At 56.5% G+C, this 26,574-nt stretch carries 26 protein-coding genes and 2 tRNA genes; 18 read left to right on the forward strand and 10 right to left on the reverse strand.

Going from position 1 to position 26,574, the window contains the following annotated elements:
• Positions 1-61: 61 nt before the first annotated feature.
• Positions 62-337 (reverse strand): hypothetical protein, encoded by a 276-nt coding sequence (locus AD930_RS01115; protein ID WP_061504811.1) that lies wholly within the window; start codon positions 335-337, stop codon positions 62-64.
• A 174-nt stretch (positions 338-511) separates the two neighbouring features.
• Here AD930_RS01115 and AD930_RS01120 point away from each other — a divergent pair, with 174 nt between their 5' ends.
• The gene (locus AD930_RS01120) at positions 512-919 is read left to right on the forward strand and encodes a hypothetical protein (protein WP_061491068.1); all 408 of its coding nucleotides are present in this window, start codon (positions 512-514) and stop codon (positions 917-919) included.
• A gap of 80 nt (positions 920-999) precedes the next feature.
• Here AD930_RS01120 and AD930_RS01125 read toward each other — a convergent pair whose 3' ends face one another.
• The gene (locus AD930_RS01125) at positions 1,000-1,905 is read right to left on the reverse strand and encodes a DnaJ C-terminal domain-containing protein (RefSeq protein ID WP_061504812.1); all 906 of its coding nucleotides are present in this window, start codon (positions 1,903-1,905) and stop codon (positions 1,000-1,002) included.
• On the reverse strand, positions 1,902-2,078 hold the full coding sequence (locus tag AD930_RS18035; protein ID WP_167375124.1) for a hypothetical protein: 177 nt from the start codon (positions 2,076-2,078) through the stop codon (positions 1,902-1,904). The genes AD930_RS01125 and AD930_RS18035 overlap by 4 nt, the downstream gene beginning before the upstream one ends.
• A gap of 249 nt (positions 2,079-2,327) precedes the next feature.
• Here AD930_RS18035 and AD930_RS01130 point away from each other — a divergent pair, with 249 nt between their 5' ends.
• From AD930_RS01130 to AD930_RS01155, 6 genes are all read left to right on the forward strand, one after another.
• Positions 2,328-2,618, forward strand: coding sequence for an accessory factor UbiK family protein (locus AD930_RS01130; RefSeq protein ID WP_061504813.1), 291 nt, complete (start codon positions 2,328-2,330; stop codon positions 2,616-2,618).
• A gap of 42 nt (positions 2,619-2,660) precedes the next feature.
• A complete protein-coding gene (locus AD930_RS01135) occupies positions 2,661-3,161 on the forward strand; it encodes a type III secretion system chaperone family protein (RefSeq protein WP_043550336.1) in 501 nt (166 codons plus the stop codon).
• Entirely contained in the window at positions 3,161-3,985 is an 825-nt protein-coding gene (gene proC, locus AD930_RS01140) for a pyrroline-5-carboxylate reductase (RefSeq protein WP_061504814.1), read from the forward strand. The genes AD930_RS01135 and proC overlap by 1 nt, the downstream gene beginning before the upstream one ends.
• 57 nt (positions 3,986-4,042) lie before the next feature.
• Positions 4,043-4,690: a hypothetical protein gene (locus AD930_RS01145; protein ID WP_061499173.1), complete on the forward strand. Its 648-nt coding sequence runs from the start codon at positions 4,043-4,045 to the stop codon at positions 4,688-4,690.
• A gap of 71 nt (positions 4,691-4,761) precedes the next feature.
• Positions 4,762-4,836 (forward strand) — tRNA-Gln (locus tag AD930_RS01150).
• Between the two features lie 78 nt (positions 4,837-4,914).
• The gene (locus AD930_RS01155) at positions 4,915-6,162 is read left to right on the forward strand and encodes an MFS transporter (RefSeq protein WP_061504833.1); all 1,248 of its coding nucleotides are present in this window, start codon (positions 4,915-4,917) and stop codon (positions 6,160-6,162) included.
• Between the two features lie 105 nt (positions 6,163-6,267).
• Here the strand turns inward: AD930_RS01155 and AD930_RS01160 are convergent, their stop codons facing one another.
• Positions 6,268-6,537, reverse strand: a complete 270-nt coding sequence (locus tag AD930_RS01160; RefSeq protein ID WP_025826565.1) for an HU family DNA-binding protein — start codon at positions 6,535-6,537, stop codon at positions 6,268-6,270.
• Between the two features lie 654 nt (positions 6,538-7,191).
• Between AD930_RS01160 and AD930_RS18225 the strand changes: the two genes are divergently transcribed.
• Positions 7,192-7,611 (forward strand): hypothetical protein, encoded by a 420-nt coding sequence (locus AD930_RS18225; protein ID WP_244150449.1) that lies wholly within the window; start codon positions 7,192-7,194, stop codon positions 7,609-7,611.
• Here the strand turns inward: AD930_RS18225 and AD930_RS01170 are convergent.
• The 3 genes from AD930_RS01170 to AD930_RS18405 all read right to left on the reverse strand — a co-directional run bounded on the left by AD930_RS01170 (position 7,553) and on the right by AD930_RS18405 (position 12,347).
• Complete coding sequence (locus AD930_RS01170) at positions 7,553-10,336, reverse strand: glycosyltransferase (protein ID WP_373320447.1); 2,784 nt, start codon at positions 10,334-10,336, stop codon at positions 7,553-7,555. The genes AD930_RS18225 and AD930_RS01170 overlap by 59 nt on opposite strands.
• Positions 10,337-10,552: 216 nt before the next feature.
• The gene (locus AD930_RS01175) at positions 10,553-11,974 is read right to left on the reverse strand and encodes a beta strand repeat-containing protein (protein WP_061504816.1); all 1,422 of its coding nucleotides are present in this window, start codon (positions 11,972-11,974) and stop codon (positions 10,553-10,555) included.
• Between the two features lie 250 nt (positions 11,975-12,224).
• Complete coding sequence (locus AD930_RS18405; protein ID WP_264820915.1) at positions 12,225-12,347, reverse strand: hypothetical protein; 123 nt, start codon at positions 12,345-12,347, stop codon at positions 12,225-12,227.
• Between the two features lie 868 nt (positions 12,348-13,215).
• Here AD930_RS18405 and AD930_RS01180 point away from each other — a divergent pair.
• Positions 13,216-15,456: a glycosyltransferase gene (locus tag AD930_RS01180; RefSeq protein ID WP_244150451.1), complete on the forward strand. Its 2,241-nt coding sequence runs from the start codon at positions 13,216-13,218 to the stop codon at positions 15,454-15,456.
• Between the two features lie 184 nt (positions 15,457-15,640).
• Here AD930_RS01180 and AD930_RS01185 read toward each other — a convergent pair.
• Positions 15,641-15,715: transfer RNA gene (locus AD930_RS01185), tRNA-Gly, on the reverse strand.
• Between the two features lie 201 nt (positions 15,716-15,916).
• On the opposite strand from AD930_RS01185, the gene AD930_RS01190 reads away from it, so the two are divergent.
• The 9 genes from AD930_RS01190 to ubiM all read left to right on the forward strand — a co-directional run bounded on the left by AD930_RS01190 (position 15,917) and on the right by ubiM (position 24,213).
• Positions 15,917-17,968, forward strand: a complete 2,052-nt coding sequence (locus tag AD930_RS01190; RefSeq protein WP_061504818.1) for an NAD(+) synthase — start codon at positions 15,917-15,919, stop codon at positions 17,966-17,968.
• Between the two features lie 70 nt (positions 17,969-18,038).
• On the forward strand, positions 18,039-18,635 hold the full coding sequence (hisB, locus tag AD930_RS01195) for an imidazoleglycerol-phosphate dehydratase HisB (RefSeq protein ID WP_043550343.1): 597 nt from the start codon (positions 18,039-18,041) through the stop codon (positions 18,633-18,635).
• Between the two features lie 91 nt (positions 18,636-18,726).
• Complete coding sequence (hisH, locus tag AD930_RS01200) at positions 18,727-19,389, forward strand: imidazole glycerol phosphate synthase subunit HisH (protein ID WP_061504819.1); 663 nt, start codon at positions 18,727-18,729, stop codon at positions 19,387-19,389.
• On the forward strand, positions 19,382-20,719 hold the full coding sequence (hisA, locus tag AD930_RS01205) for a 1-(5-phosphoribosyl)-5-[(5-phosphoribosylamino)methylideneamino]imidazole-4-carboxamide isomerase (protein ID WP_061504820.1): 1,338 nt from the start codon (positions 19,382-19,384) through the stop codon (positions 20,717-20,719). The genes hisH and hisA overlap by 8 nt, the downstream gene beginning before the upstream one ends.
• The gene (gene hisF, locus AD930_RS01210) at positions 20,719-21,507 is read left to right on the forward strand and encodes an imidazole glycerol phosphate synthase subunit HisF (RefSeq protein ID WP_061504821.1); all 789 of its coding nucleotides are present in this window, start codon (positions 20,719-20,721) and stop codon (positions 21,505-21,507) included. The genes hisA and hisF overlap by 1 nt, the downstream gene beginning before the upstream one ends.
• Positions 21,504-21,995 (forward strand): phosphoribosyl-ATP diphosphatase, encoded by a 492-nt coding sequence (locus AD930_RS01215; protein WP_061504822.1) that lies wholly within the window; start codon positions 21,504-21,506, stop codon positions 21,993-21,995. The genes hisF and AD930_RS01215 overlap by 4 nt, the downstream gene beginning before the upstream one ends.
• Positions 21,996-21,998: 3 nt before the next feature.
• Positions 21,999-22,373 carry a histidine triad nucleotide-binding protein gene (locus tag AD930_RS01220; RefSeq protein WP_061504823.1) on the forward strand — a complete coding sequence of 125 codons (375 nt, stop codon included), beginning with the start codon at positions 21,999-22,001 and terminating at the stop codon, positions 22,371-22,373.
• Between the two features lie 42 nt (positions 22,374-22,415).
• A complete protein-coding gene (locus AD930_RS01225) occupies positions 22,416-23,006 on the forward strand; it encodes a nitroreductase family protein (RefSeq protein ID WP_061504824.1) in 591 nt (196 codons plus the stop codon).
• Between the two features lie 4 nt (positions 23,007-23,010).
• A complete protein-coding gene (ubiM, locus tag AD930_RS01230; RefSeq protein WP_061504825.1) occupies positions 23,011-24,213 on the forward strand; it encodes a 5-demethoxyubiquinol-8 5-hydroxylase UbiM in 1,203 nt (400 codons plus the stop codon).
• Positions 24,214-24,271: 58 nt separating this feature from the next.
• Here ubiM and AD930_RS01235 read toward each other — a convergent pair whose 3' ends face one another.
• Both AD930_RS01235 and AD930_RS01240 read right to left on the reverse strand, forming a co-directional pair.
• On the reverse strand, positions 24,272-24,739 hold the full coding sequence (locus AD930_RS01235) for a DUF4186 domain-containing protein (protein ID WP_082781600.1): 468 nt from the start codon (positions 24,737-24,739) through the stop codon (positions 24,272-24,274).
• A 6-nt stretch (positions 24,740-24,745) separates the two neighbouring features.
• Positions 24,746-26,548, reverse strand: a complete 1,803-nt coding sequence (locus AD930_RS01240) for a ShlB/FhaC/HecB family hemolysin secretion/activation protein (protein WP_244150453.1) — start codon at positions 26,546-26,548, stop codon at positions 24,746-24,748.
• Positions 26,549-26,574 lie beyond the last annotated feature (26 nt).

Below are 26,574 nucleotides of genomic sequence, written 5' to 3' on the forward strand. Positions count from 1 at the left end.
GGAAAATCTATCTGGCAGGCCCATAAAGCTCACACTTTCTGCCCTGACGCTTAGCCTACCTTTAATAACCCGCGTGATACATGGCGTTAAAGCCAAGGGCTGCAAAGCAGAACACGAACACCATCGCCCCAACCATCTGGAAGACTTCCTTGACGGCAACCCCTTCCGGCGACGGAGGGGCAGACGGTACAGGAGCCGGTGTGACGGGCAGAACGGGGTCTGCCATCACGGCATGAGCTTCCGGTCCCACAACATCCTGCTCTGGCTGCAGGCCTGTATCGGGGGTATGCGTCTGTGAGATCACGGACGCATCATGTGATGAATCTGTTCCTGACATGGCGAAACCCCTTCCGTTTTTGCAATGCAGATTTGTAACCCCTACTTATCTGGGTCTCAAGGCGCTCTTCGTCAAGTCTGGCTCTCAAATAAACCCGATCACATTCCCCGCGCGGGGTGGACGGAAAGCCTGCAGACAGGCACATGAAAAGATCTGTTTTCAGGAGTGCCCGCCATGAAGCCGCTTTTTGCCTCTGCCCTCATCCCGCTCGGTCTGGCCTTTGCCCTGCCGCTCCCCGCACAGGCCGCAAAGCCCTCCGTGCAGGCCCCAACCACACAGGCGCATTACGAGACTTCTGTTTTTGTGGGGCAGTGGGCCATTATGGCGATGGACCCGATTACGGTTGCCGCGAACAAGGCTGCCGGTCCCGCGGAGCGCCTGCTCGTCACGCTGCCGGAATCCCTGAAGAAAATTGTCGGGCAAGATCACTTCAGCCTCTCCCGCGCGTCCGGCACAGCATGGACCGGGAAGCAGGATGATCTGACCGTGACGTTCAAACTTGTTTCAGAAAATAGCGCCCAGCTTCAGATTACAGGCGAAGGCACCCATAAGCTGGACCTGCCGCTGTATCGGAATAACTAAAAAAAACAGCGCCCCCAAACAGGGCGCGCTCCTGTGCCTGTCCGCTCACATGCGGGTCAGGCACAGGTAGCCACTGCGCTTTAAGACGCGCTCTCAGGCGTCCAGTTTTTCAGGAAGTCTTCCAGCGCGGCATCTGGCTTCCCGATCTTGATTTGCAGCGTCACGTAAAGATTCCCGGCTTCACGCGAGCCATGCGCCTGCACGCCTTTCCCCCGCAACCGCAACTTGGTGCCACTATCAGACTGCGGCGGCACGTTCATCTTAACAGGGCCCGTCGGGGTCGGGACCGTAATGGGGCCTCCCATTACGGCTGTTTTCAGGTCCACCGGCAGGGTTTCGGTCAGGTCAAACCCATCACGCGTATAGGTGGAGTCTGGCTGAACATTCACGGTAATCAGCGCATCCCCATCCGGGCCGCCCTGCACACCGGGGCCACCTTTGCCACGCAGACGCAGGGTCTGACCATCTTCAATCCCCGGCGGAATACGCACATCCAGCGTTGCCCCTTCCGGCAGCGTGATGCGGGATTTTCCACCCGTGACCGAGTCCAGAAAACTGACCTTCAGTGAATAAGACCGGTCAGCCCCTTTGCGCGGTCCGGCAGAACGCCGGCCACGGCCTGTGAACATGCCGCTGAACAGGTCCCCCAGATCTTCCTCACTAAAGGCGTGGCCCTGCCCTCCGGCATAACGGAAGCCGCCCGGGCCTGCCCCGTAATCCCCGTAGCCACCGCCGCCGCCAAATCCGGGATGACGTTCCTGCCCGGAGGCATCAATTTCGCCCCGGTCAAACCGCGCCCGCTTTTCCGTATCGGACAGCAGATCATTCGCCTGCCCAATGGCCTTGAACTGTTCTTCGGCAACTTTGTCACCGGGGTTCAGGTCAGGATGGTATTTCTTGGCAAGGTTACGATAGGCCTTGCGGATGTCATCCTGACTGGCGGTTTTGGAAACCCCCAGAACCTCATAAGGATCACGCACACTCATGCCACACCTCCCTGCGCTGAAGGAGGATTGGGGTCAGTGCCAAAATTCATTGTGTCCAGCAGGCTGATCAGCAGGGCCAGCGTCACATCCTGACTGTATCCTGCTTTATCTGCCTCACTCACAAGTGCTGCAAGGCGGGGTTTGAGAAATGCCTCCGCCGTCATGTTGTCCATAAAGCTGTCTCTCCACTCATACTGTGCAGACCGCTTCCTGGTCGGACCGGCCTGATAATGGTTTCAATATCTTATTCTGATAATGGGAACGCACTGAGGCAGGGTCAATGGACAACAGGGCGGGGAGTGGGCTGCGCACCTGCCAGACAAACGCTGTCCAGACATTTCCAAAGAAGCGATAGCCTCATGCCCGCAGACTGACTATAAGCCTAAGGGAGAAGATTTAACTGTTTAAGTGGAGAACCAGCAATGTCTGACAAACCGCGTTTTTTTGATGATCTTGCTGGTGTAGCCGGCGGTGCTCTGTCCGCCCTGACCGGCGCAAAAGAAGAGCTGAACGCCATTGTGCGCAGCCGCGTGGATGAAGTGCTGACCAGCCTGCAGGTTGTCCGGCGTGAAGAATTTGAAGTGGTGCGTGAACTCGCCGCCCGTGCCCGCATCGGGCAGGAAGAAGCTGAACGCCGTCTGGCCGCACTGGAAGCCCGTGTGGACGCACTGGAGCAGAAAAGCCACGGCAGCCACACGCATCACACCCCCTGAGCGCAGCGTTTTTCCGCATCACCCTGCAGCCGAGAGTGAGCCATGCCCGCGTTAAGCACAAACACCCCCTCTCCTCCCGTTAATCCGCTGGATCTGATGGAACAGGTCATTTGTGGACACGGCTGGAATTTTGAACGCTGCAACGCCACCGAAATGGCCGTGGAAGCCCCCGGCAAGTGGTGCGATTACGGCATGTTCTTCTCCTGGTCGGCAGAACTGGGGGCCATGCATTTTACCTGCGCCTTTGACCTCAAGGCTCCTCAGCCCCAGCAGCGTACGCTGTATGAACTGATCGGCATGGCCAATGAGCGGATGTGGATTGGCCATTTCAGTCTCGATCAGGAAGACGGTGTTCTGCTCTTCCGGCATGCCCTGCTGCTGCGTGGTACCAGTATCTCTGTCGAAGTGTTTGAAGACATGATCGACATCGCTCTGACAGAGTGTGAACGCTTCTACCCGGCCTTTCAGTTTTTCCTGTGGGGCGGGCAAAGCCCGGCTGATGCTCTGGCCGTTGCCATGCTGGACTGTCAGGGAGAAGCATAATGACGACTCATACATCACCCCTGCCCTCCGTCCTGCTGGTTGGCTGTGGCCAGATGGGTGGCTCCATGCTGGAAGGCTGGCTGGCCCACGGCCTGAAACCCTCCGTCGTGCTGGACCGGCATGACCGCACGCTGCCCGCCCCCCATAAACTGGCTGCTACGCTGGAGGATGTCCCGGCGGATTTTCAGCCGGATGTCATTATTCTGGCCATTAAGCCCCAGAAGGCAGACCCGGCGCTGGAAACTCTGGCGCAACGCTTCCCTAATGCTACGCTGCTGTCTGTCATGGCGGGCCGCACCGTGGAAAGCCTGACGGAACGCTACAAACAGGGCAACCCGCAGGCACAGCCGGTAATGATCCGGGCCATGCCCAACACGCCCTGTGCCATCGGGGCAGGCATGAGCGGTCTGTATGCTCCTCCTCACGCAACCGATACACAGAAAGCGCAGTGTGATGCCCTGCTGCAGGCTGTAGGCGATACGGTTTGGGTTGAACGCGAAGAACTGATTGATTCCGTCACCGCCATTTCCGGCAGCGGACCGGCCTACATTTTCCTGCTAGCCGAACTGCTGGAAAAAGCCGGTGTGGAACAGGGCCTCCCGGCTGAAACCGCCCGCACACTGGCACGCAAGACCATTTATGGCGCCGGCGCGTTGCTCAACCAGTCTCCGGCGGACGCCGAAGAGCTGCGCCGCCGCGTGACCAGCCCCGGTGGCACCACGGCGGAAGCCCTGAAAGTCTTCATGGCGCCAGACGCATGGCCCGCCATCGTGCCCCGTGCCGTGGCCGCAGCCGCGAGACGGGCCAAAGAACTTTCGACCTGATTTACGCGGCCAGACAGTCCGCCTTACTCTCTATTTCCTACGAACAGGCTTCTTCTTATGGACCATGATGACTTTGACGCCGCCCTTCTGAGTGCTGCCATGACACAGGCAGAGCACGGGGGCTGGGCGTCTGTCTCTCTGCTGGATTCCGCCCGGACTGCGGGGCTTGCTTTCCCGCAGACACGCGAACGCTTCCCCTGCCGCGCTTCCCTCCTGCTCCGGCTGGGCCGTATGGCAGACGAGTCCGCTCTGGCCGATAACACCACCTTTGGTTCCTCGCGTGAGCGCCTGTTCGATCTGCTGATGCGCCGTCTGGATGTCTTTCAGCAGTATCGGGGCGGGATTCGCGCCGTGATGCGCGCCCTCCCGATGGACCCGCCGCTTGCCCTGCTGCTGGGTGGTGCCACTCTGGAAAGTATGCGCTGGATGGCCGATGCCGCCGGAATCAACGTCGCCGGGCTGGGCGGACTGGTGCGCATCAATATGGTGGTCGCCATCTGGACGCACACACTGCGCGCCTGGGAAAAAGACGACAGCGAAGACATGGGCAGCACCATGGCTGCTCTCGATCAGGCTCTGAACAAAGCCGCTGGTTTCCGCCTGTTTCCTGCGGAAAGTGAACTGAGCGACGGCGGCCTGCCTGATCTGGATTTTGAAGAACCGGATGCCCCGTCCGCTCCCCACACGCCTGAAAATTCTCTCTGAGACGCAAAACAGCGCGTTCTCACTCTTTACGAATCCTACTGGTTGGCCTTAATAAGAGCCAACCGCACTTTTGGGGCGTAGCCAAGCGGTAAGGCAGCGGATTTTGATTCCGCCATGCGGAGGTTCGAATCCTCCCGCCCCAGCCATCACAGCATTAAAAGCTCTCGTATTATTTAAAAGAAACCGGTCCCCACAGGGATAGGCCTTTGCCTGTGCTGCCTGTTATGACTCGTTTCATGGAAGATCATCCGGCAGCCGCCACGCCTCTTTTGTCCCAGCCCGGTCTTGGTGCGGCCCTTACGTCCCGCACACTTGGGGCGTTTTCCTCTCAGGTTCAGGCTGTGGCTGTCGGGTGGCAGGTTTATGCCCTTACGCATAGTGCTGCGGCACTCGGCTTTGTGGGGCTTGCGCAGTTTCTGCCAATGGTGGCCTTTATTTTCCCCGCAGGGCACGCAGCGGACCAGCACGACCGGCGGCGAATTGTCATCACCTGTCAGGCCATCGAAGCCTTTGCCGCTGCCTTCATGGCGCTGGCGTCCTTTGCGCATTTTCTTGCACCCGGCATGATTTATGGTCTGGTGGCCCTGTTTGGCATCTGCCGGGCTTTTGAAATGCCTGCTCAGCAGACCTTTCTCCCCTCCCTTGTGCCAGCGTCCCTGTTCCCGCGCGCGGCGGCGCTGTCCTCCTCTCTGTTTCAGGTGGCCTCCATTGCAGGCCCCTCTCTGGGTGGGTTGCTTTATGGGCTAGGGGCTGGCGTGTGTTACGCGCTGTGTGCCGCAGGCTTTGCCATTGCGGCTCTGGCCACCGCCAGCATGAAATTTCGTTTCCCGGCCCGTGCCCGGCAACCCGCAACACTCGCGGCTGTGTTCGGTGGCATTTCCTTCCTGCGCCGCAGGCCAACTATGCTGGGTGCGCTCTCGCTGGATCTGTTTGCCGTGCTGCTGGGCGGCGCCACTGCCATGCTGCCGCTCTTTGCCACGGATATCCTGCATGCAGGCCCGTGGGGGCTCGGATTGCTGCGGGCGGCCCCTGCTATTGGCGCGTTGCTGGTGGCCACCATTCTGGCCCGTTACCCGCTGGGCCGCCATGCGGGGCGGTGGATGTTTGTCTCGGTCATGATCTTCGGGATTGCCACCATTGTTTTTGGCTTCTCCCGCTCCATTCCGGTTTCCATTGCAGCCCTAGCCGTGCTTGGCGGGGCAGACGTTATCAGCGTGATGGTGCGGAGTGCTTTGGTCCAGCTTGGCACGCCGGATGAGATGCGCGGGCGCGTCTCTGCCGTGAACATGCTGTTTATTGGCTCATCAAATCAGCTGGGGGAATTTGAAAGTGGCATGCTGGCCAGCGCCATTGGGGCTGTTCCCGCCGTGGTAGTGGGCGGCATTGGCACCTTGGTCATTACCGCTCTGTGGATGGGGCTTTTCCCCGGCCTGCGGAACCTTGACCGTCTGGGCGATATCAAACCCGATTAATGAGCAGGAAAAGAGCAGCCTTTTCCCTTGAAAAAAAGCCAAAAAAAACAGTTCTAAGGGAGCCTTAGAACTGTTTTCAAAAGCATCAGGCTGAGTAAAAAATACTCAGACCGCTTTTTTCAGATTGGGGCTGGCCTTAAAGCGCACCGTTTTACCGGCCTTCACTTTTACAGGCTCACCCGTCCGCGGATTCAGGGCTTTACGCGCCTTTGTCTTGCGCACTGTAAATGTTCCGAATGACGGAAGGGTAAACCCACCTTCCCGCTTCAATTCTTCTACAATCGCATCCAGAAGGTCGTTGGCAGCCTGATTGGCGGCAACGCCGGTGCAGTTGATCGAATCCTGGATCACCGCAGCAATAAAGGCCTTGCTCATTGAGACTTTAACTCCCCTTCAGACAGAACTATGTGAGTAACAATTCTTCGGCTACTATAACCAGCAACACTCGCGGCTTGATAGTCATATTTCACCGAAAAAACCAAATTAAAAATGCAATCAGTTTCGATTTTTCCCGCAGGCATCACCAAAAAACAGGTTGAAAGGGCATCATCCGCCCCTTTGCCGGCAGGGACAGTCTGCCTGTTTGCCTGTTATGTCCCTGATGGGAACCTCCCTCTTCACACCCGCTTTTACCTAAAAAACCTCTTAAACTGCGGTATTACTCTGCACATTGTTCTCTCCGGAACAGAAACTATTCATGAAAGCACAAATAATTTCTGCGCTGCACACGGGATTCATGCCTGGAAGAGGCCAAATGGCGGACTAGACTTTGGTGCCTGGCAATTTCTTCTGGAAAAAGAGCTTGCTAAGGACGCCCCTTACATTCTTTTTGCCAATGACAGCGTCTTTGGCCCGCTCACACCCCTGCCCCTTCTTTTAGAAAAGCTTGCCGCAAACCAACGCCCTGCGTGGGGGCTGGTTGCCTCACGCGCCGTAACCCCACATCTGCAATCCTGGTTTATTGGACTGTCGCAAGCCGCATTCCAATCGGCCCCCGTGCAGCGCGTTCTCCACCTCCCTTTTAAAGAGATGTCGCGGGATGAAATCATCTGGCACGGTGAACTCGGCCTGTCCGTCGCCCTGAAAGCTGCGAACATTCCACTCCATGCCGCGTGGAGTGACCTGAACGCCCCCATGGCTCGCTTTTTCCCGGCCAACCCCATGCACACGCACTGGCGGGATATGGTGCAAAGCGGCACTGTGCCGTTTCTCAAGCAGGAAGTCTTACGGGATAATCCGTTCCGCGTGCCGCACCTTGCAGACTGGCGCGCCCTGATCCCGGCAGAAAGCGGTTTCAACCCGCAATGGATTGATACCTATCTGAGCCAGAACCCACCACGCCCTCTCACCATCCATCCCACATGGAAAGGGCGGACGCTTTACGGCTTTATCAACCAGCTGGATCGGCTGAAATGGCAGAAAGATCGTCGGCGAGGCGCTGCGCGTTAGCGGTTTTTGTGGCGACTACGTCGCGCAAAACGCCATCCAGCTCCGCCGTCTGCTCTTCAAAAGTGGCGAGGTTCTGTTTGAGCGGGTTGACGTAGCCTGTCAGTCTCTCAGGATTTTCCAACAGCGCCTCAACGGCTTTCTGTAAGCTGTCCGGTCGCCCATCTATGGCAATCAGCGTGCCATTCACGCCATCAACAATATCTTCCGACTGCCCGCCCGGAGCCGTAGAGATCACCCACACATCCCGCGCCAGCGCTTCGCGCACAGTCAAACCGTAGCTTTCTTTCCACTGAGACGGGAAGAGGAGCACATCAATCCCATCAAAAAACGCATCCATAGTCTCAGGGATGTATGCCGGAACCGTTGTGACAGTGCCCTTTACTTTCCAGGATTCTGTATAAACAGAACGAATACCGAGATTAATCTTGTTATCAACAACCCGAAGCTCCCAGTTACCATCCGACAGAGCCTGAAAGGCCCTCCGCACCAGAGAGTAACCCTTGATTTCTTCTGTGCCACCAACATAGCCAAAGCGCAGCGGGCTACCGGGTTTACGCGGAGTGCGGGCGTGTGTGGGCCAGACAAACCCGTTTCTATTCACCAAAATGCGGTCCGGGGGAACGCCATTAGCAATAAACAACTGCCTGTGCGTCTCGCTGGGGGAAAGCAGTAACGCAGCCCCTTCCATCGCAGCGCGCATCATCACCGCGCGCTCTGACAGATGCCGCGCATCCGGCACACACATCTGACACACACGCAGATTGATTTTCTCCTGAAAACAATAGTGTCCGTCGGCTTTCACCATAAACTGACGGTCACACAGCCACCACGCGTCATGCACTGTCACGACATAAGGCACACCGGCTTCAATACAGGCTCTCAACAAACCCAGCCCCAACCCTTGGGTTGCATGAAAGTGCACAACATCCGGTTTCATGGCGGCAAGCCATTTCCGGAAGTGGCTGGTTGCCGTCGCATTATCCAGCCCACCAACCCGGTCATGGTCAGGCGGAACACGCACACCCAGAACCGGGCAACCCTCAACACTGTAACGAAGAGGCGCGTTGCCCCGATCCTTAAGATCCGGGCGGGAGGTCATCACTGCAACCTCCACATCGGGCAGACGCTGCAACCTGCGCACCATTTCCTCTGCCACAAACGTTGCCCCCCCGAAGGAACGCGGGCTGAAATACACGTTGGCGCATAGTACGCGCAGGTTTGTTTTTGAGCGTTCATCAACAGGCCGCCTAAAGACCGGCAACACCTGCTGGTGCGCAATCTGGTCGGGGCTGTATCGGGCCAGCACATCCTCATAAGCCCGCTGACCAAGCTGCGCTCTTAACGCAGTATCTGCCGCCAGACGAAGAATGGCATCCCGCCACTGCTCATCCTGCTCAGCCAGAAGCCCATTTTCACCATCCCGCATGACCTGCATAAACGCATCTCGCGGAGAGCAGACAGAGGGGATTTTCAGAATAGCGGCTTCAAGAAATTTGATATTACTTTTAGCATCATTGAAAATGGTGGGTTCAAGCGGCGCTATTGTAATATCGGCTTGCGCCAGAAGCGCCAGATACGCCGCATAATCACGCCCGGCAAGGGTCTGAACCCGATTCTTTACAGCCAGAAAACTGTCAGGAAGCGTCAGATCACCAATAATATGCAGGGTTAAGCGTGAGTCTGCCTGCATAGCGGCAAGAATACCATTAGCCGCCATCCGAAAATCCGCATCATGCGTTTTAGTGCCAGACCCATAGACAATCCGGATTTCCTGCGTGGTATCATGAGCAGGCACACCGCGTTCTGCCAGATTTTGCGCAATCTCTATCGTTTGCTGGTCCAGCGCGTTCTCAATCACCACAGCCGAAGCAATGCCAGCATCCAGCATGGCCTGCGCCAGCACACGGGTGGATGCAATGGCGCGATCGCAGGACAACAGGCACTTCCTGAACAACCGGACACCAAAAAGCAATTGCTTCTGCTCAGCTGTATCCAGCGTCTGAAGGTTGCCATTCTCCTGATACAGCTCAGCGGAGAAAATCAGGTCATCCACTTCCCACCAGGGGGACAGGCCGAGCCTTCGGGTCTCATGAAGAAGAATTTCAACGGATTCAAAGGCTGGAACCCGATAGAAAATCACCTCAGTGCAAACTTGCAGAGCCGCCAGTGCCTGCTCCGTATCACGCCAGTCCACCACGTCTACGGTCCAGCCTAAAGACCGCAGCTGTTCCTCTTTCTGCCAGACGCGATACTTCGCGCACTGCCGCAAAGAGAGTTCTGCAATAATCAGAATATGCGGGGTAAGCTGACTCAACGCCTCGGAGCCAAGCGGTTTTGCATACACGCTCTCAAGCGCTTTTTGTCGCTCCGTCGCAGTCATGGACGGTGGTTGTACGCTTTGATCCTGCTGCGTTTGCTCTGCGGAAGCGGGAGGAGACGAAGGTTTCTGACGGTTGGGCGTATACCGGGCCATTGCCCGCCCTATCCCGGTATCCGGCAGGCGCGTCTGAATACGCTGCGTGACGCCGTGCAGCCCTTCATCCTGATAGATATCTTTGACACGCTGACAGAGAGCAGGAATTTTTTGCCCTGTTGGCAGTTGCCCCTTCATCAAATGCCGGACAACACGCAAAGGGGCCGTAACCCGCCAAGACAGTGTACGGCGCTGGGTATCCAGCATGTGGCGCAGACTGGCTGCTTCATGAGTCAGGCCATCAACGCGCATCCCCTGAATACGGGCACTGGCGCGATAGCTGGCGGACAATGCCTCTGCCTGTGTCAGAACCTGTCTGATTTTTTCTGAATCGTCAGTCAAATCACTCACAGGCAGCACTCTTTCAGAAAGACAAAGAATTGAAAAATTTTACAAAGATTTTTCCCAAAAGAAAACCGGGCCTTTCGGCCCGGTTTCCTTAACGTTCAAACCGTCTTTAGCTGAATTTTACTTCAGACCGCCGAACTGGTTCGTCGTCAGGTCAGACACATCAACAAAGGTGATCTTGCTGTTATCAGCCAGCGTGATCGTCGTGTTGCTGCCGTTATGGGCTGCTTTGTCCAGCACATCCTGCTGGAACTGAGACGCCGTGTAGTCGTAGTCAACCAGCAGCACAGAGTTGCCAGCAGCGCTACCGAAGTCGGTGATGGTGTAGTCAGCGCCAGCAATCCCGTCGCGGAAGCCGAACACGTTTGCTGCACCAGAACCACCCGTCAGGGTGGCGTTACCAACACCAGCAACCAGCGTATCGGAAGCAGAACCACCGATGAACGTCTGTGTGCCCGTCGTGCCGACAACGTTACCGAAAGCATGGATACCGAATGCAGAAGATGCACCGTCCAGCGTTTCGTTACCGTCGTTCGCCACGAACAGAGAGTCGGCAGACGTACCGTCAAAGTGGGCGTTCAGGTTGTTGGAACCAAAGATGGTTGCCTGACCGGCCGTAATGGTCGTGTCACCCGTGCCACCAACGAAGGTCAGCGCGCCGCTTACGTTGATCAGTGCTGAATCCGTGTGCGTGGTGTAGAGGTCACCGTGCGCTGCGGAAATGGTGTTCAGCTGACCACCTTCAACAGTGCCGGTTGCACCAGCCATGTTGATGTAGTCGTTAGACCCACCGGTTACGGTGCTTGCACCACCAACCGTGATCTGTTCGTTACCGGCAGCGTCAACCACCAGGGAGTTTTCGCCCACGTTAACGAAGGAGTTACCACCGTTCAGCGTGATGCTCTGCACACCATCTGTTGCAGTGATCGTATCCTGACCGTCAGAGTGAACATAGTTCACGCCCGTGCCCAGAGTGATGGTGTTGTTACCGGCACCAGCATAAATGGTGTCGTTACCATTGCCGCCGTTGATGGTGTCGTTGCCGTCACCTGTGCGGATGTCCCATGCGCCCGGAGCCTGATCCAGATAGTTCCCCTGGAACAGGTTATCACCGGAACCACCGACGAACAGACCGCTCTGAGAACCAGCGCGGAAAGATACGCCCTGCGTGGTGCCTGCGACGACGCTCAGATAATCTGTCGTCACTTTGCTGGCATCGATATTGACCCATGCATCCAGAGCGGTGCTCGGAGCGGTCGTGGCAGAGTTGGACCCAACCGTCAGCCAGCGGAAATCGCCGGAGACCTGATAGGAGCCAGCTGCAGTAACAACGCCATAACCGGACTGGTTGCTGGAACCAGTGGCTTTGCTGTTTAAGCCAGAGTTCAAATAACGGGCATCAAGGATACCCTGATTATTCAACTGGTCAGAAAGCTGGTCCGCAAGACCCTGTGTCCGGCCTACGAACGCAGTGTTCAGAGCACCATCAACAGTGACCTGTACGGTCCCTCCTGACGCACCCGCAACGGTGATAATCGCCATATTTATCCGTCCTTTTCTAAGCCCGCTTTATTAGGCACGATCGGGTCACACCCATACAGCGGCACAACAACGTCAGGCTTCGTTTTAGGCGAAGCCCATACGAATATGCAAGCATCTTCTGAGTATTCTCAATGTTCAACGCTTTTTTTTGCAAGTGCTTCTAAAAAGAGACACTTAAGATCAGGTACCCAATGCATGATATTTAACTTAATGCTATCCTAATTAGTACTAAATTGAGAAAAATGAGCTTTCAGATTGTCAAATAGACCGTTCCCGGCAAAATAGTCTCTTGCTTTGAAATCAGGACATTTTTCTTCCCCATGCCTGCATCTTTATCAAGATCACCGCTCCGCAAGCCCGTCTCCTCTGTCATGTCTCTGTGCTCAGCAGAGTCTGAGCCATTTTTTACACAGATTGTGCTGGCGGATGGAGACACTGCAGGCTGCGGGCATCTGCCTTTTATCATCTGGCTGCTTTGTGTGCTGTCTCCGAAAACTCTGGTTCTTATCGGAGCGAGTCGTTCCGTAAGGGACACTTTGAAACAAACGATTCACAACCAGATTCTTCCGACCCGGCTTGTCGAAACGCGGCTTTTTTTATTGGAAAAGAGCGCCGACTCCACGCTTTACTATTATGCGTCCCCCTTATGGCATACGCCCGAACACTTAAAATCTGAACTGGACAAGCTTCCCGCAGGCAGTCTGGTTCTATTTGAAAATACAGCTTCTCCCGCAGGGCACCCGATATGGGGAGAGTTTGAAAAAACATTCCTAACTTTCAGTTTTTTCCATACGGGCGGCCTGGGAGTGCTCGCAAAAGCCCCTACGCAAAACACTGATGTCGATTTTATTTTAACAAAAAGCCCTAATAACTCAGAAGAGGATTTACTGAAAAAAACACTTTTTCGGGAACGGTTTAGTCAGGCAGGACAGTTCTGGGAAAACAAAGCTTTACTGGCAGCGCAGACTGAAAAAACACACCGCCTTCAAGAAGAGCTGCGCCAAGAGCGGATCTTGTTTCTAAATACAAAACAAGAAAAGACTTCTATCAATACTAATCTGACTGCTAAAAAAAACCGTTTGATAGCTGAAAACAGCACTTTACATGCGTATGGCACCTTCTGGCACAAACATGCTCTCAGGCTCACCGAGGCTAACAGAACTCTCGGGGAGTCCCTGTCTCAGGTGCTGTCTCATCTTCATCAGAACGCAGAATCCTGGGCGGCATTCTCACAGGATGTCATGAGCCGTGCAGAAGGGCTGAATGCCCTGCGTAATTTCCTTTCCACTCCTGCTGGCTTCCTCCGTTCTCTGGCCCGTACGATGGTCCGTGGGTCCATGGCTCCTTTTGTGCCGGACCTCCCGACCCCACCCGTAATCAAAGAGCCAGACATTGTTATCCCCGCTCCTGTGGTGCCGGACCAGCCCGAACCACCAGCTTTGGCCAACGCTCTGATAGTGGACTTGGGTAAATCTCTCCCACAAACACAGGCTGACAACACGCTCTTATCTCCGCCTGCCACACTGCGCAGTCCACGCCGCAAAGTACTGTTTGTAGCCGGTGAGCCGGAGTCCCCCGGCGTGCAGTATCGTTGCATTCGGAATGCGGCCGCCTGTGTGCGGGCTGGGCATGAGGCCCTCTGGAAACCCTGTGCAGATGTCACTCCGGATGATCTGAGCTGGGCGGATACCGTCATTCTCTGGCGCGTGGAGTTCAGCGGCCATGTCGATATTCTGCTGCAACTGGCGCGGGAAAACGGGGCTGATATCATTTTTGATACCGATGACATCACGTTCCTGCCGCATCTGGCACGGTTTGATATTATTGATGGCATCCGCAGTATTGGTGCAACCGAGCAGCGTATTGAGACTGTTTTCACAGAAATGCGTCGCACTATGATGCGCTCTGATCTGTGCATAGCCCCCACCGATACCCTTGCAGGACTCATGCGCATCAACAAACCCCTGACCTATACTGTACCCAATACCTTTGATGCAGACTCTCTGCGCCGCAGCCGGATGGCCATGCGTAAAAAGCATTGGGTTGGGTCAGATGGTCTTGTCCGTATTGGTTACGCCACAGGCTCGCGCACGCATCAGCGTGATTTTGCCCGCGTTGCCGGAATTCTGGCGAAGCTGATGCTGGAGCGCGCCGACCTCCGCCTCGTTCTGTTCCGGGAGCCGGGCAATCACCGCCCCGTCCTGCTCATGAATGAGTTCCCGGAGCTGGCCCCCGTAGCGGACCAGATTGAATGGCGGGATATGGTTCCCCTGCCCGACCTGCCGGAAGAGACGGCCCGGTTTGATATTTCCATCGCGCCGCTGGAAACCGGATCGCTCTTCTGTAACGCCAAAAGTGAACTGAAATTTTTTGAGGCCGCTCTGGCGGGTGTTCCCTCCATTGTGTCCCCCACCACACCGTTCCGTCAGTGCATTGTGGAAGGTGTCAGCGGCTTTCTGGCGGATACACCGGAAGAGTGGGAAACCGCCCTGCGCACTCTTGTGGAGAACCCGGACTTGCGTCGCCGCATGGCGGACGCGGCCTATCATGGGTCTCTCTGGTATTTTGGCCCGCAACGTCAGGCGCTGGTATTTGACAGCATTCTTGAGGGACTCGGCGGCAAGCAGGCCGCAGCCCGCGCCTCCGAAATTCAGATCGCCCGCGGCGCTTATCGCGGCAAAGGTCTGCCGGATGTCCCTCCGCATGAGGTCCTGTTCCATCAGGATAGAATGGACGAAGCGGCTGTTACCGTAATCATCACCTCTTATAATTATGAAACCTTCATTCTGGAGGCACTGGACTCCGTTCGGGCACAGACCATAGATGCGCTGGATCTGGTCGTGGTAGATGACGGCTCCTCAGACGACTCGATTGCTCTGATTACCGCCTGGATGACGCAGCATAGCGGCCGCTTTAACCGTCTCATTCTGCTGAAAACAACAGTGAATGCCGGACTCGGTGGCGCACGCAACTGTGGCGTGACACATGCGGAAACTCCCTTCTTCCTGCCGCTGGACGCCGATAACCGCCTGTTGCCGGACGCCTGCGCATCTCTGCTGTCCGCAACAAACGAGATGACAGCCTACGCCTACCCCATTCTGGAACAGTTTGGGGAGCCAACCCGCCATAAGGTGTTGGGCGACAAACCCTATCACCCCATGCAGTTAGTCGCCGGCAACTATATTGATGCCATGGCGCTTGTTGCAAAATGGGCCTGGGCTGCTGCAGGAGGCTATTATGTCAGCCGCTCCGCCATGGGCTGGGAGGATTATGACCTGTGGTGTTCTTGTGCGGAACTTGGCTTACAGGGCACGCATGTTCCGGAAATTCTGGCCGAATACCGGGTACATCGTACCTCCATGACCAGCAGCGTGACTGAACAGGATGCCCATAAGCAGCGCGTGGTGGAACTTGTTGAAAGCCGGCATGACTGGATCAAACTGGTGCAAAAAGCCGCTAAAGATCGCGAACAGGTTTCGTAAACCCTTAGCTGAAAACATCGTTTTTCCTGTGGCACCCCTTGTGGTGCCACAGCTTTTTTCTGCTCAGTCGTGTAGGTGAAACAAAGCTTCAGGCTTCTCGCATTTCAGAATCGCCAGGGTCCAAAACGCAAAAAAGGCCGCTTGCGCGACCTTGATGCATACCACTCAAATTTTCTAGAAAATTTGGAGCGGGCGATGGGATTCGAACCCACGACCCCAACCTTGGCAAGGTTGTGCTCTACCCCTGAGCTACGCCCGCATCGGATGGCCTCCTTCTAAGGGGGTTCGACAAAACGCGCAAGAGGGTTTTTTATATTTTTTTCGTTTATTTTGAACGGCCTCTCCCACCCTCAGCGCGAAGTGCGCTGGAAGCCCGAAAAGTCCTTGTGTTGGCGCGGGTCCACTTCTCTGCAATCATGGGCTGAGCTCTCTTTCCCATCAGGATAAAGGATGGAACGCGTTGTCGGCTTCCGCATTTCACGCGCTGTATCATCAGGGCTTTGCCCGTGTTGCGGCCTGCACAGTCCCCGTTGCGCTGGCGGACCCGGCCACGAACGCACAACGCACGCTGGAAGCCGCCCAGACCTGCGGGCAGGATGGCGCCGTGCTGTGCGTGTTTCCGGAACTGGGGTTGTCAGGCTACGCTATTGATGACCTCCGCCAGCAGGAAGCCCTGCTCAACTGCGTCGAGCAGGCGATTGCAAATCTGGTCGCGGCATCTGCCGATCTGCTGCCCATTTTGGTGGTGGGCGCGCCCCTCCGGCATGATAACGCTCTTTATAATTGCGCCGTCGTCATCCACCGGGGCACGGTAATGGGCATAGTCCCCAAAAGCTACCTACCCAACTATCGCGAGTTTTATGAAGCCCGGCATTTCACTCCCGGGGTAGCCATACAGGGCCAGACGCTACGGCTGAACGGTGCCGATATCCCATTCGGGACCGATCTGCTGTTTGAAGCAGAAGACGTGCCCGGCTTCTGCCTTGGGCTCGAACTGTGTGAAGATCTCTGGGTGCCTGCACCCCCCGGCACACTGGCCGCCCTCGCAGGCGCCACCATTCTGGCCAACCCCTCCGCCAGTGACATTACGGTGGGCAAAGCCGAAACCCGTACCCTGCTGTGCCGTGCGCAGTCCGCCCGCTGTGTGGCAGCTTATATTTATGCAGCCGCCGGAGAAGGCGAATCCACCAACGATGTCGCGTGGGACGGACAGATCACCATTTTTGAAAATGGTGAGGTGCTGGCCCAGAGCGAACGCTTCCCCTCCGGCTCTCAGCATGTGGTCGCGGATATTGACCTCACCCTGCTCCGGCAGGAACGCCTGCGCATGGGCACATTTGCCGCCAACGCCCGCGCCATGCAGACCCATGCTCCCGCATGGCGGCGCATCCGCTGCACACTCACTCCCCCTATGGCAGACATAGGCCTGCGCCGCCCACTTTCCCGCTTCCCCTTTGTGCCCAATGACCCGGACCGACTGGCGCAGGATTGTTTTGAGGCCTTTACCATTCAGGTCTCCGCCCTCAAGCAGCGGCTCCGCACCAGTGGCGTCAAACGGATGGTCATCGGTATTTCCGGCGGGCTGGACTCCACTCAGGCGCTGCTGGTGGCCGTGCGGGCAGCGGACGAACTGGGCTGGCCCCGTAGCGCTGTGCTGGGCTACACCATGCCCGGCTTTGGTACGACGGAGAAAACGCTGGCCAGCGCACAGGCCCTGATGGCGGGCCTCGGCACCGGCAATGAAGTGCTGGACATCCGCCCCGCAGCCTCGCTCATGCTGCGCGAAATCAAACATCCGTTTGCGCAGGGCGAACCGGTGCATGACATTACCTTTGAGAACGTGCAGGCAGGCCTGCGGACGGACTTCCTGTTCCGTCTGGCCAACCAGCATCAGGGGATGGTGATTGGTACGGGAGATTTGTCCGAGCTGGCTCTGGGCTGGTGCACCTACGGCGTGGGGGACCAGATGGCGCATTACAACGTCAATGCCGGTCTGCCCAAAACGCTGATCCAGCACATTATCCGCTGGGCTATTGCCTCCGGCCATTTCTCGCCAGACGTGACACCCCTGCTCTCAACAATTCTGGCTACCGAAATTTCACCGGAACTGGTGCCTGTGGGAGCAAACGGATCGCAAAGCACGGAAGACATTATCGGCCCCTATGCGCTGCATGACTTCACCTTATTCTACGTGCTGCGCTACGGCTTTACCCCCTCCCGCATTGCCTTCATGGCTGAACAGGTCTGGCGCGATGCGTCCGTTGGCAACTGGCCTCCCGGCTTTTTAGAGCAGGACTGCAAGGCGTATAACCTGCCGATCATCCGCCACTGGCTGCATATCTTCCTGCGTCGCTTTTTTGGCACCAGCCAGTTCAAACGCTCTGCCATGCCCAACGGTCCGAAGGTGATGGCCGGCGGCAGCCTCTCCCCACGCGGGGACTGGCGCGCACCCTCCGATGGCAATGCCACCCTGTGGCTTGCGGAACTGGACCGGAATGTTCCGAAAAGCTGACGATCTTTCCCACTTCCCGCCCCGTGCCTGATGGTATCGGGGCGCGTCTTCCGTTATAAAGCACCCCACCATGAGCACAGCACGCCAAGCCACCCTTCATCGCGTTACCAGCGAAACCGATATTGCCGTCACTCTTGATCTGGATGGATCAGGACAGGCCAACATTGATACGGGCATTGGTTTTTTTGACCATATGCTAACAGCACTGGCCAAGCATGGCCTGCTGGATCTGACCGTTATCGTGAAAGGTGACCTGCATATTGATGGCCACCATACGGTGGAAGATACCGGCATTGCGATCGGTCAGGCCCTGCGGCAGGCGCTGGGTGACAAGCGCGGCGTGCGCCGGTTTGGCCATGCGCTGGTCCCGCTGGATGAAGCCCTGTGTGAAGCGGTCGTCGACCTTTCCGGCCGCCCGTTTCTGGCATGGGACGCCACGTTTGACCGTGACCGTATTGGTGAGCTGGATACGGAACTGGTGGAAGAATTTTTCCGCGCCTTTGCCATGTCCGGCATGCTGACCCTGCATCTGACACAAAAAGCCGGCAAGAACTGCCACCATATTGCCGAAGCCGCGTTCAAGGCGTTAGCACGCGCCCTCCGTATGGCCGTGGAACCAGACCCACGGGCGCAGGGCAGCATTCCCTCCACCAAGGGTGTGCTATAAGTCTCGTCAAAAGTTTTCTTCCCCGAACCTCATTCTGCTCAGGCATCGGGGAAAACCGGTTCCTGATACGAACCAGAAGTGCGAGGTCCCCATGACCCAGTCTCTCTCCATCGCCATTGTTGATTATGAAGGCGGCAATCTGGCCTCCGCAGCCCGTGCGGCAGCCCGCGCAGCAGAACTTTCGGGCATTGCGGCCACTGTCAGCATTACCAATTCCCCTGCGGATGTCCGCGCTGCGGACCGGATCATTCTGCCGGGTCAGGGAGCCTTTGCGGACTGCGCCCGTGGGCTCGAGTCCATCCCTGGTTTAAAAGACGCCATTCTCACTGCAACCCGGTCCGGCACGCCTTTTCTGGGGATTTGTGTGGGCATGCAGCTCATGGCCGAGCGCGGGCTTGAACACGGCACCACAGAAGGCTTTGGCTGGATTGCGGGCGAGATTGCCCCCATGGATGCCCCGGGCCTGCGTATGCCGCAAATGGGGTGGAATGAACTGAATTTCAGCGCCCCTCACCCGCTCACGGAGGGGCTCGGTGCCGCGCCACATGGCTATTTTGTGCATTCCTACGCGCTGAGAAACACAAAGCCGGAAAGCCTGATTGCCACCACAGATTATGGCAGCCCCGTTCCAGCCATTGTGTGCAATGGCAATGTGGCAGGCACACAGTTCCACGTTGAGAAAAGCCAGACTGTTGGCTTGCAGATTCTGGCTAATTTCCTGACCTGGACTCCGGAAACCCTCTGCGATGTCTAAGAGTAAACTCGTCCAGCGCGTTCTGTCCCTGACAGAAGATGACCTTCAGGCCCTGTGCGAAGCCGCCGACGCCGCCATTCTGGATGGTGGTGGCTTTGGCTGGGTGCAGCCTCAGGGCCGGCAGGTTCTGGAGCGCTACTTCAAAGGGCTGCTTCTGGTGCCCGAGCGTATGCTGTTTGTGGTGCGTCTGAAGGGTGAGATTGTTGGCTGTGCCCAGCTTGTCCGGGCTCCGCGCAATAATGAATGTCAGGCCATGTGCATCACCCTGATGCACCTGTTCGTAGCCCCCTACGCCCGGAATCGCGGCCTTGGCTCAGCCCTGCTGCATGAGGTGGAAAATGCCGCCCGTAGTATGGGCTTCCGCGTGATGAACATGGATGTGCCGGACACACAGACAGCGGCCATCACCCTCTTCCAGAAAGCGGGCTTCCAGCACTGGGGCACGCACCCGCACTTTGCGCGAATGGGAGACCAGACCGTGAGTGGGCTGTTCTTCACCAAACTTCTTGATACCGTGCGCTCTGCCCCCGTGGAGCCTTCCTTCTCCCCTCAGGTTGAAACACCGGACATGATTGCATCTTCTCCTGCTTCCTCCCGCCCGCTCACTCTCTACCCGGCCATTGATCTGAAGGACGGGGCCTGCGTGCGCCTGCGCCGTGGGGAAATGGACGATGCCACCGTCTATTCGGATGACCCGGCGGCACAGGCCCGGGCATGGTGTGATGCCGGGTTCAAATGGCTGCACGCTGTTGACCTGAACGGCGCCTTTGCAGGCCAGTCTGCCAACGCGCCAGCAGTGCAGGCCATTCTGAACGCCGCCACGGTGCCCATGCAGCTGGGCGGCGGCCTGCGGGATATGAAGGCTATTTCCTCCTGGCTGGAAGCTGGCGTGACCCGCGTTATTCTTGGCTCCGTGGCCGTCAAGAACCCTGCTCTGGTCAAGGAAGCCTGCCGTGCCTTCCCCGGCCGGATTGTGGCGGGGATTGATGCACGCTCCGGCCATGTCGCGACCGAAGGCTGGGCAGAAGTGTCTGACATGCAGGCAACGGAACTCGCCCTGCGGATGCAGGAAGCCGGTGTGGCTTCTATTATTTTCACGGAAATCAGCCGTGATGGCATGCTGGATGGGCTCGACATTGAGCAAACCGTAACGCTTGCCAACACGGTTTCCGTGCCTGTTATCGCCAGTGGTGGCGTGGGTAATCTGGAGCATCTGGCGGCACTGCGGAAAGCGGCAGATGATGCCCCGGGCATTGAAGGCGTTATTGTAGGCCGGGCGTTGTATGATGGCCGGGTCTCTCCGGCTGAGGCTCTGAAGGTTCTCGCCTGATGCTGAAACTCCGCGTTATCCCCTGCCTGGACGTCAAGAATGGTCGCGTTGTGAAAGGCGTGAACTTTGTTGAGCTGCGCGATGCCGGAGATCCTGTCGAGCAGGCCGCGCTGTATGATGCCGCTGGTGCTGATGAACTGACCTTTCTGGATATCACGGCCAGCCATGAAAACCGTGATACCATTCTGGATGTTGTCAGCCGCACGGCAGAACGCATTTTCCTGCCACTGACGGTCGGTGGCGGTGTGCGCACGACGGATGACATGCGCCGCCTGCTGCTGGCCGGAGCCGATAAATGCGCCATGAATTCGGCAGCCGTTTCCCGCCCGGACCTCATTAATGAAGCCGCGCAGAAATTTGGCAGCCAGTGTGTGGTTGTTGGCGTCGATGCGCGGCAGACCACGGACGGCAAGTGGGAAGTCTATACGCACGGTGGCCGCACGCCCACGGGGCGTGATGTCATTGACTGGTGCCGGGAAGTGGCGGAACGTGGAGCAGGAGAAATTCTGCTGACCTCCATGGATCGGGACGGCACACGCTCCGGTTTTGATCTGTCCTTGCTGAAAGCCGCGACACAGGCTGTCAGGCTCCCGATTGTCGCCTCTGGCGGCGTGGGCGAACTGAAGCATTTTGTGGAAGGTGCTGAGGCTGGAGCCACCGGGCTTCTGGCTGCCAGTGTCTTCCATTTTGGCCAGTTTACTGTGTCTCAGGTTAAAACCGCGCTGGCCGAAGCCGGTCTGCCCGTACGCCCCAATCCCTCACCTTTTCAGGCAAAGTCACGCACATGACCAAAAAAGCCAGCACGAAGGCTACAGCCAAAGCAACGCCGAAAACTCAGTCAAAAGCCACGCCCAAAAGCAGTGTGAAAAAAGAGGCTGTGGCCAAAAAGACCGAAAAAGTCAAAGAGGTTCTGGAAGATAAACTCTCCCAGTCTGCCGATGAGACTGTTCTGGACCGGCTTTACACGGTTGTGCAGAGCCGTAAGGGCACAGACCCGAGCCTGAGCCACTCTGCCCGCCTGCTCTCCCGTGGCACATACAAAATTGCCCAGAAGTTTGGTGAAGAAGCTGTTGAGTGCCTGATTGAAGCCGTTGCTGGCCGGAAGGACCTTCTAGTTGGAGAAAGTGCTGACGTGCTTTACCACCTTATTGTTTTGTGGGTTGATGCCGGTGTGACACCGGAAGAGGTCTGGGCCGAACTGCGCCGCCGTGAAGGCACAAGCGGCATTGCGGAAAAAGCCTCTCGTCCTAAAGAAATTTTGTCAAAAAAGGGATAAGTCATGGCTGTTAAAGGAACAGGGCCTTACAACCCGAAAAACATTTTTGCCAAAATCCTGCGCGGAGATATTCCGTGCAAAAAGGTTTTTGAAAATGAGTGGGTTTTGGCCTTTCAGGACATTGCGCCCAAAGCTGCTGTACATATTCTGATCATTCCAAAAAAACCTTACGTCTCTTTTATAGATTTCACGAAAACAGCTTCCGAGGATGAGATTGCCGGCGTCATGAAAGCCGCCGGACAAATTGCCTCCGAGCTTGGGCTGGATGAGAGCGGCTACCGAGTGATTACCAACGCCGGTGAAAATAGCGGGCAGGAAGTGCCGCATTTCCATCTGCATCTTCTTGGTGGCCAGCCTCTGCCGCCCTTCCCTGTCTGAGCAGGCTTCTCTCTTCAGTTTTTTGAAACAGGACCTTCGATCATGACACCCATGGACATGCTTCTGACCCGCGCTTCCACAGACCATCTGGCAGAACCCGCACCGTCAGACGCTCAGCTTTCCGAAATTCTGGCCGCTGCCATGCGGGCACCAGACCACGGTAAGCTGCGTCCCTGGCGTTATGTGGTCATTCGGGATGACGCGCGGCCTGTTCTGGCTGAACGCATTGTCGCCAGCATGCAGCGGATGGATGCCGAAGCTCCTGAGTTTAAAATTGAAAAGCGTCGCAAGCGTTTTTCCACTATGCCGCTTATTCTCGCACTGGGTATGCACCTGCGCCCGGATCATAAAATCCCGTTGTGGGAGCAGGAAATGGCAGTTGCCGCTGCCGCTATGAACGTGCTGAACGCTCTGCACGCTACAGGCTTTGGCGGTGTGTGGGTGTCTGGCGATGTGGTGGACGATCCTGTTCTGGCTGAAGAACTGGGCTTCCCCGCTCCGCACCGGCTGGCGGGCTTCCTGTTTATCGGCACACCGGACGGTGAACAGCATGCCCCCAAACGGCCTGACCCCGCCGAGTTTACTGCATCATGGACCGGCAAGCCCGTTCAGTTTGCCGCAGACAGGACCTAAAGCCATGACCACACCGACACAGACAGATGTTGCCATTATCGGAGGCGGACCTGTCGGGCTCGCCACAGCGCTTTCTCTGGAGAGCGCTGGTCTGTCTGTCACGGTGCTGGAACGCGCACCGCGCACAGTCTGGGCTGAACCCTCCTTTGACGGGCGGGAAATCGCCCTGACCCACCATGCCGTGCATACCCTCCAAAAGAATGGAGCGTGGGACTACATTCCAGAAACGGCAATCTGCCCGCTTCGGGAAGCTCGCGTAGAAACTGGCAAGTTTCCGCATCCGCTGCGCTTTGATACTAACGGTCGTGGTGTTGATGCACTCGGCTGGCTGGTGTCCAATAACCATATCCGGCGCGCACTGTTTGCGGCGGCCTCAGAACGCCCTCGTATTACACTGCTCGGCTCCACATCCGTCGAAACTGTGCGGCAGAATCCGACGCAGGCTGTTGTGCACCACTCACACGGCCAGACGGCAGCTCAGCTGGTTGTCGGGGCCGATGGGCGTTTCTCCCCCACGCGTCGTCGTGCGGGGATTGGTGCGATTATCCATGATTTTAAACGCAGTATGCTGGTCTGCCGGATGGCGCATGAGTCTCCGCACCACAACGTCGCAACACAGTGGTTTGATGAAGGCCAGACTGTCGCCCTGCTGCCAGTAAACGGGATGGCGTCCTCCTTGGTTCTGACTTTGCCACCGGAAGACATTCAGCGCCTGCTGGATATGCCGCGTGATGCCTTTAATCAGGAAGTTATGCAGCGTATTGGCAACCGTCTGGGCCAGATGCGCCTTGTCAGCACCCGCCACGCTTATCCGCTGAAAGGTGTGTATGCGCACCGCTTTACAGCGCGCCGTCTGGCGCTGGTTGGTGACGCTGCTGTTGGCATGCACCCGATTACCGCTCACGGCTTCAACCTCGGCCTGCGCGGGCAGGAAACACTTGCGACAGAAGTGGGTAAGGCTTTTGCAGAAACAGGGGATGCCGGAAACGCGCAGGCTCTCCGCCGTTTTGAACGCCAGCACCGCATGATCACGGCGCCGCTCTTTGCGGGCACCAATAGTATCGCCACGCTTTATACGCATGATGGCGCACCGTTCCGGCAACTTCGCCAGGCTGGTCTCCGCCTTGCAGACACGTTTACGCCGTTTAAAAACGCCGTGACCGCCCTGCTGATGGACCGGGAAGTTCAGCCTCCAAAAGCCTTCTGAGCTTTTTGGAAGGTTTTCTCTTTATAAAAAATATTGTGCAGGATGCAGGTAATCAGACTTATGATCCTGCATCCTTCTTTGTCCGTTCAGGATAACTGTTTTGCTCGGCAACATGCTTCTGCGCTCTATCCAATTCATGCTCAAGCCATCCGGCGATAACCGCCAGAACATAGCGTTTCTGCGGAGCCGTTAATTGAAAACCTTTTGAAAAGTTATGCCATTTTTCAAGGCAGGAACGACAACATGTTCCCGTAGCATGTTGCGCAACAAAAACAGGATGCCCTTTCCAAGGTGTTTGTTTGCCATCCCGAGCCGGATGCGCGGGCGCCAGTCGTTTTGTAATAAAATCGGCGCCATGCTCCAGCACAACTGGCAGCGTTTTTTCCTGAAGATACGATAAATCTTCTGTATTCAGATGAAATTTTCTGCGAAATGCTGATCGTGCAAGTTTCTCCCAAAGCTCTGACGCAACGGGGGGTAGTGGCTGTTCTTCACGCGTGTTGAAAAGATCACCCTGAAAAGACATCGGTTTTCATAACCCCACCACGATATTGAAGTCACAGAACGCGCCTTTTTTTCCTGAATCCGGAGCGGGGCGCAGCCGCCACCCAGTATCAAAAACAATATTGACCAGTCTGTTTATTTTCGTATTCAGATCAATTCCCAGACTTGCCAGACCGGTTTTGTTACTGCTGGTTTGCGAGAGCTTCTTGTTCCAGGTTTGTCCCCAGTCATAAAACCCACCAAGCGTTTCTGTATCCGCGAAGTTTTTCCCAATCCCTAACTGCTTACTGAGAGAAAATGAAGGAAGCTTGATTTCTTCGCTCAGCTGTTCGCCCCGGCTGCCCAGCGCGCTATTCACATAATATCCCCGCACGGTGCCAATACCGCCGGATTCAAGCTGCTCACTATAAAGCAGATTATGGGTTGTGGCCTGCGCCGACGCAATTGTCACAGAGGAAAACCCATAGGGCAGCTTTGTTGTCCGGGTGATCTGCACGCGGTCATAAACATAATCGGGATTAGCCGATTGAAAAATTGTCTGATAACTCTTGCGTGTATCATAATGCGTCAATCTGCCGGGGCCGTAATAGGCCTCGTTTAGCAGGTGTGTCTGACCATAATGGTCATTCTCCGTAATATCCGCACCCAGAGCAAACTGGTCTGTATCCGCATTGCCCAGCATGATGGGTGATGCGACGTAAAACTGGTCACTATTGGTTGTTTTCCAGTCAAACCCGGCCTGCAACAGCGTATCCAGCCCGATATCGGACGAGACAGCCAGATGGGGAAGCTGGTGAATATACCGCACAGAGGCTTGCCCGGAGATGCCGGAGTTTCGGATGGGCCAGTCCGCCGCCGGGGCTGAGGTGCTGTAGGTTCCGTAAACCAGCACTTTATCCCGCCATGGCAAGGGAATTTCCCAACTCCCAAGGTGCATGTTGTAGCGGCCCGTCAAACTACGGGTAAACTGATAGGACAGCGTATGGTCGATACCAAACGCATTTCCCCAAGTTGCTCCGAGACTCCAGTTAACCCGCCCCAGTGTGGGGTCAGCCTGATTGTTAAACGAGCCGAATACATAAACAGGGAAACGATCGGAGACCTGCAAATCCACGTCCGTCGTCCCCGCTTTCTGTCCGGGATGATAAATCATATCCACCGTGCGAAATGGGTTGCCGTTTATCCATGCCAGATCAGCCTGCAGGTTCTGCAAAGCAAGCGTGTCTTTAGGATGCAGGCTGCTGGCATTCCGAATAATGCGATCTGAAAACCATCGGTTTCCACTCACCGTAATCTGGCCAAGCCGATATTCCTCCACACGAATATGGAGCATGCCATCATGCACACGCTGCGGCGGCACAAAGGCCGTGAGAAAGGGATGCCCCTTTTCTCTGAACTGTGCGGTGACCTGCTGGACGATGTCATAAAAGGTGCGCGCACTGGCAGCCTTATTCAGATACGGCTCAAGCTTTTTCCGAAACTCTTTGGTTTCGAGAAGCGGCAATCCATTCATCTGAATGGCATCCGTCTGCGTCTGCGTCTGCGTCTGCGTCTGCGTCTGCGTCTGCGTCTGCGGTGCATTGCTGCCCGAAGCCTCAAACACAAGCCCACGCAGAGCTGGAATCAAGGTTTTATCTGAAAGACTGGAAGACGGACTTTGCTCCTGATGAACTGATGCGTCTTCCTGCCCGGTTTGAAGTTTAGGCGTTGCAGCAGAGTCTGGAAGTTTGGAATTCATCCAGATTTGAGGCACAGGCCGCGAGGATGCCGCTGTAGCGCGTGAAGAGGCCGCCTGAGCCCCATGACCACCATGCAGCCCCACAACGCACACAGTGCTCAAACAGAGCCTTTTGGTGA

The organism is Acetobacter malorum, assembly GCF_001580615.1.
GTDB classification, from domain to species: Bacteria; Pseudomonadota; Alphaproteobacteria; order Acetobacterales; family Acetobacteraceae; genus Acetobacter; species Acetobacter malorum.

What these genes read in the sequence shown, in the direction of transcription:
- AD930_RS01115 (WP_061504811.1), bottom strand. Translation starts at nt 337, where the DNA reads ATGTCAGGAACAGATTCATCACATGATGCGTCCGTGATCTCACAGACG.
- AD930_RS01120 (WP_061491068.1), top strand. Translation starts at nt 512, where the DNA reads ATGAAGCCGCTTTTTGCCTCTGCCCTCATCCCGCTCGGTCTGGCCTTT.
- AD930_RS01125 (WP_061504812.1), bottom strand. Translation starts at nt 1,905, where the DNA reads ATGAGTGTGCGTGATCCTTATGAGGTTCTGGGGGTTTCCAAAACCGCC.
- AD930_RS18035 (WP_167375124.1), bottom strand. Translation starts at nt 2,078, where the DNA reads ATGGACAACATGACGGCGGAGGCATTTCTCAAACCCCGCCTTGCAGCA.
- AD930_RS01130 (WP_061504813.1), top strand. Translation starts at nt 2,328, where the DNA reads ATGTCTGACAAACCGCGTTTTTTTGATGATCTTGCTGGTGTAGCCGGC.
- AD930_RS01135 (WP_043550336.1), top strand. Translation starts at nt 2,661, where the DNA reads ATGCCCGCGTTAAGCACAAACACCCCCTCTCCTCCCGTTAATCCGCTG.
- proC (WP_061504814.1), top strand. Translation starts at nt 3,161, where the DNA reads ATGACGACTCATACATCACCCCTGCCCTCCGTCCTGCTGGTTGGCTGT.
- AD930_RS01145 (WP_061499173.1), top strand. Translation starts at nt 4,043, where the DNA reads ATGGACCATGATGACTTTGACGCCGCCCTTCTGAGTGCTGCCATGACA.
- AD930_RS01155 (WP_061504833.1), top strand. Translation starts at nt 4,915, where the DNA reads ATGACTCGTTTCATGGAAGATCATCCGGCAGCCGCCACGCCTCTTTTG.
- AD930_RS01160 (WP_025826565.1), bottom strand. Translation starts at nt 6,537, where the DNA reads ATGAGCAAGGCCTTTATTGCTGCGGTGATCCAGGATTCGATCAACTGC.
- AD930_RS18225 (WP_244150449.1), top strand. Translation starts at nt 7,192, where the DNA reads ATGTCGCGGGATGAAATCATCTGGCACGGTGAACTCGGCCTGTCCGTC.
- AD930_RS01170 (WP_373320447.1), bottom strand. Translation starts at nt 10,336, where the DNA reads ATGCGCGTTGATGGCCTGACTCATGAAGCAGCCAGTCTGCGCCACATG.
- AD930_RS01175 (WP_061504816.1), bottom strand. Translation starts at nt 11,974, where the DNA reads ATGGCGATTATCACCGTTGCGGGTGCGTCAGGAGGGACCGTACAGGTC.
- AD930_RS18405 (WP_264820915.1), bottom strand. Translation starts at nt 12,347, where the DNA reads ATGACAGAGGAGACGGGCTTGCGGAGCGGTGATCTTGATAAAGATGCA.
- AD930_RS01180 (WP_244150451.1), top strand. Translation starts at nt 13,216, where the DNA reads ATGAGCCGTGCAGAAGGGCTGAATGCCCTGCGTAATTTCCTTTCCACT.
- hisB (WP_043550343.1), top strand. Translation starts at nt 18,039, where the DNA reads ATGAGCACAGCACGCCAAGCCACCCTTCATCGCGTTACCAGCGAAACC.
- hisH (WP_061504819.1), top strand. Translation starts at nt 18,727, where the DNA reads ATGACCCAGTCTCTCTCCATCGCCATTGTTGATTATGAAGGCGGCAAT.
- hisA (WP_061504820.1), top strand. Translation starts at nt 19,382, where the DNA reads ATGTCTAAGAGTAAACTCGTCCAGCGCGTTCTGTCCCTGACAGAAGAT.
- hisF (WP_061504821.1), top strand. Translation starts at nt 20,719, where the DNA reads ATGCTGAAACTCCGCGTTATCCCCTGCCTGGACGTCAAGAATGGTCGC.
- AD930_RS01215 (WP_061504822.1), top strand. Translation starts at nt 21,504, where the DNA reads ATGACCAAAAAAGCCAGCACGAAGGCTACAGCCAAAGCAACGCCGAAA.
- AD930_RS01220 (WP_061504823.1), top strand. Translation starts at nt 21,999, where the DNA reads ATGGCTGTTAAAGGAACAGGGCCTTACAACCCGAAAAACATTTTTGCC.
- AD930_RS01225 (WP_061504824.1), top strand. Translation starts at nt 22,416, where the DNA reads ATGACACCCATGGACATGCTTCTGACCCGCGCTTCCACAGACCATCTG.
- ubiM (WP_061504825.1), top strand. Translation starts at nt 23,011, where the DNA reads ATGACCACACCGACACAGACAGATGTTGCCATTATCGGAGGCGGACCT.
- AD930_RS01235 (WP_082781600.1), bottom strand. Translation starts at nt 24,739, where the DNA reads ATGTCTTTTCAGGGTGATCTTTTCAACACGCGTGAAGAACAGCCACTA.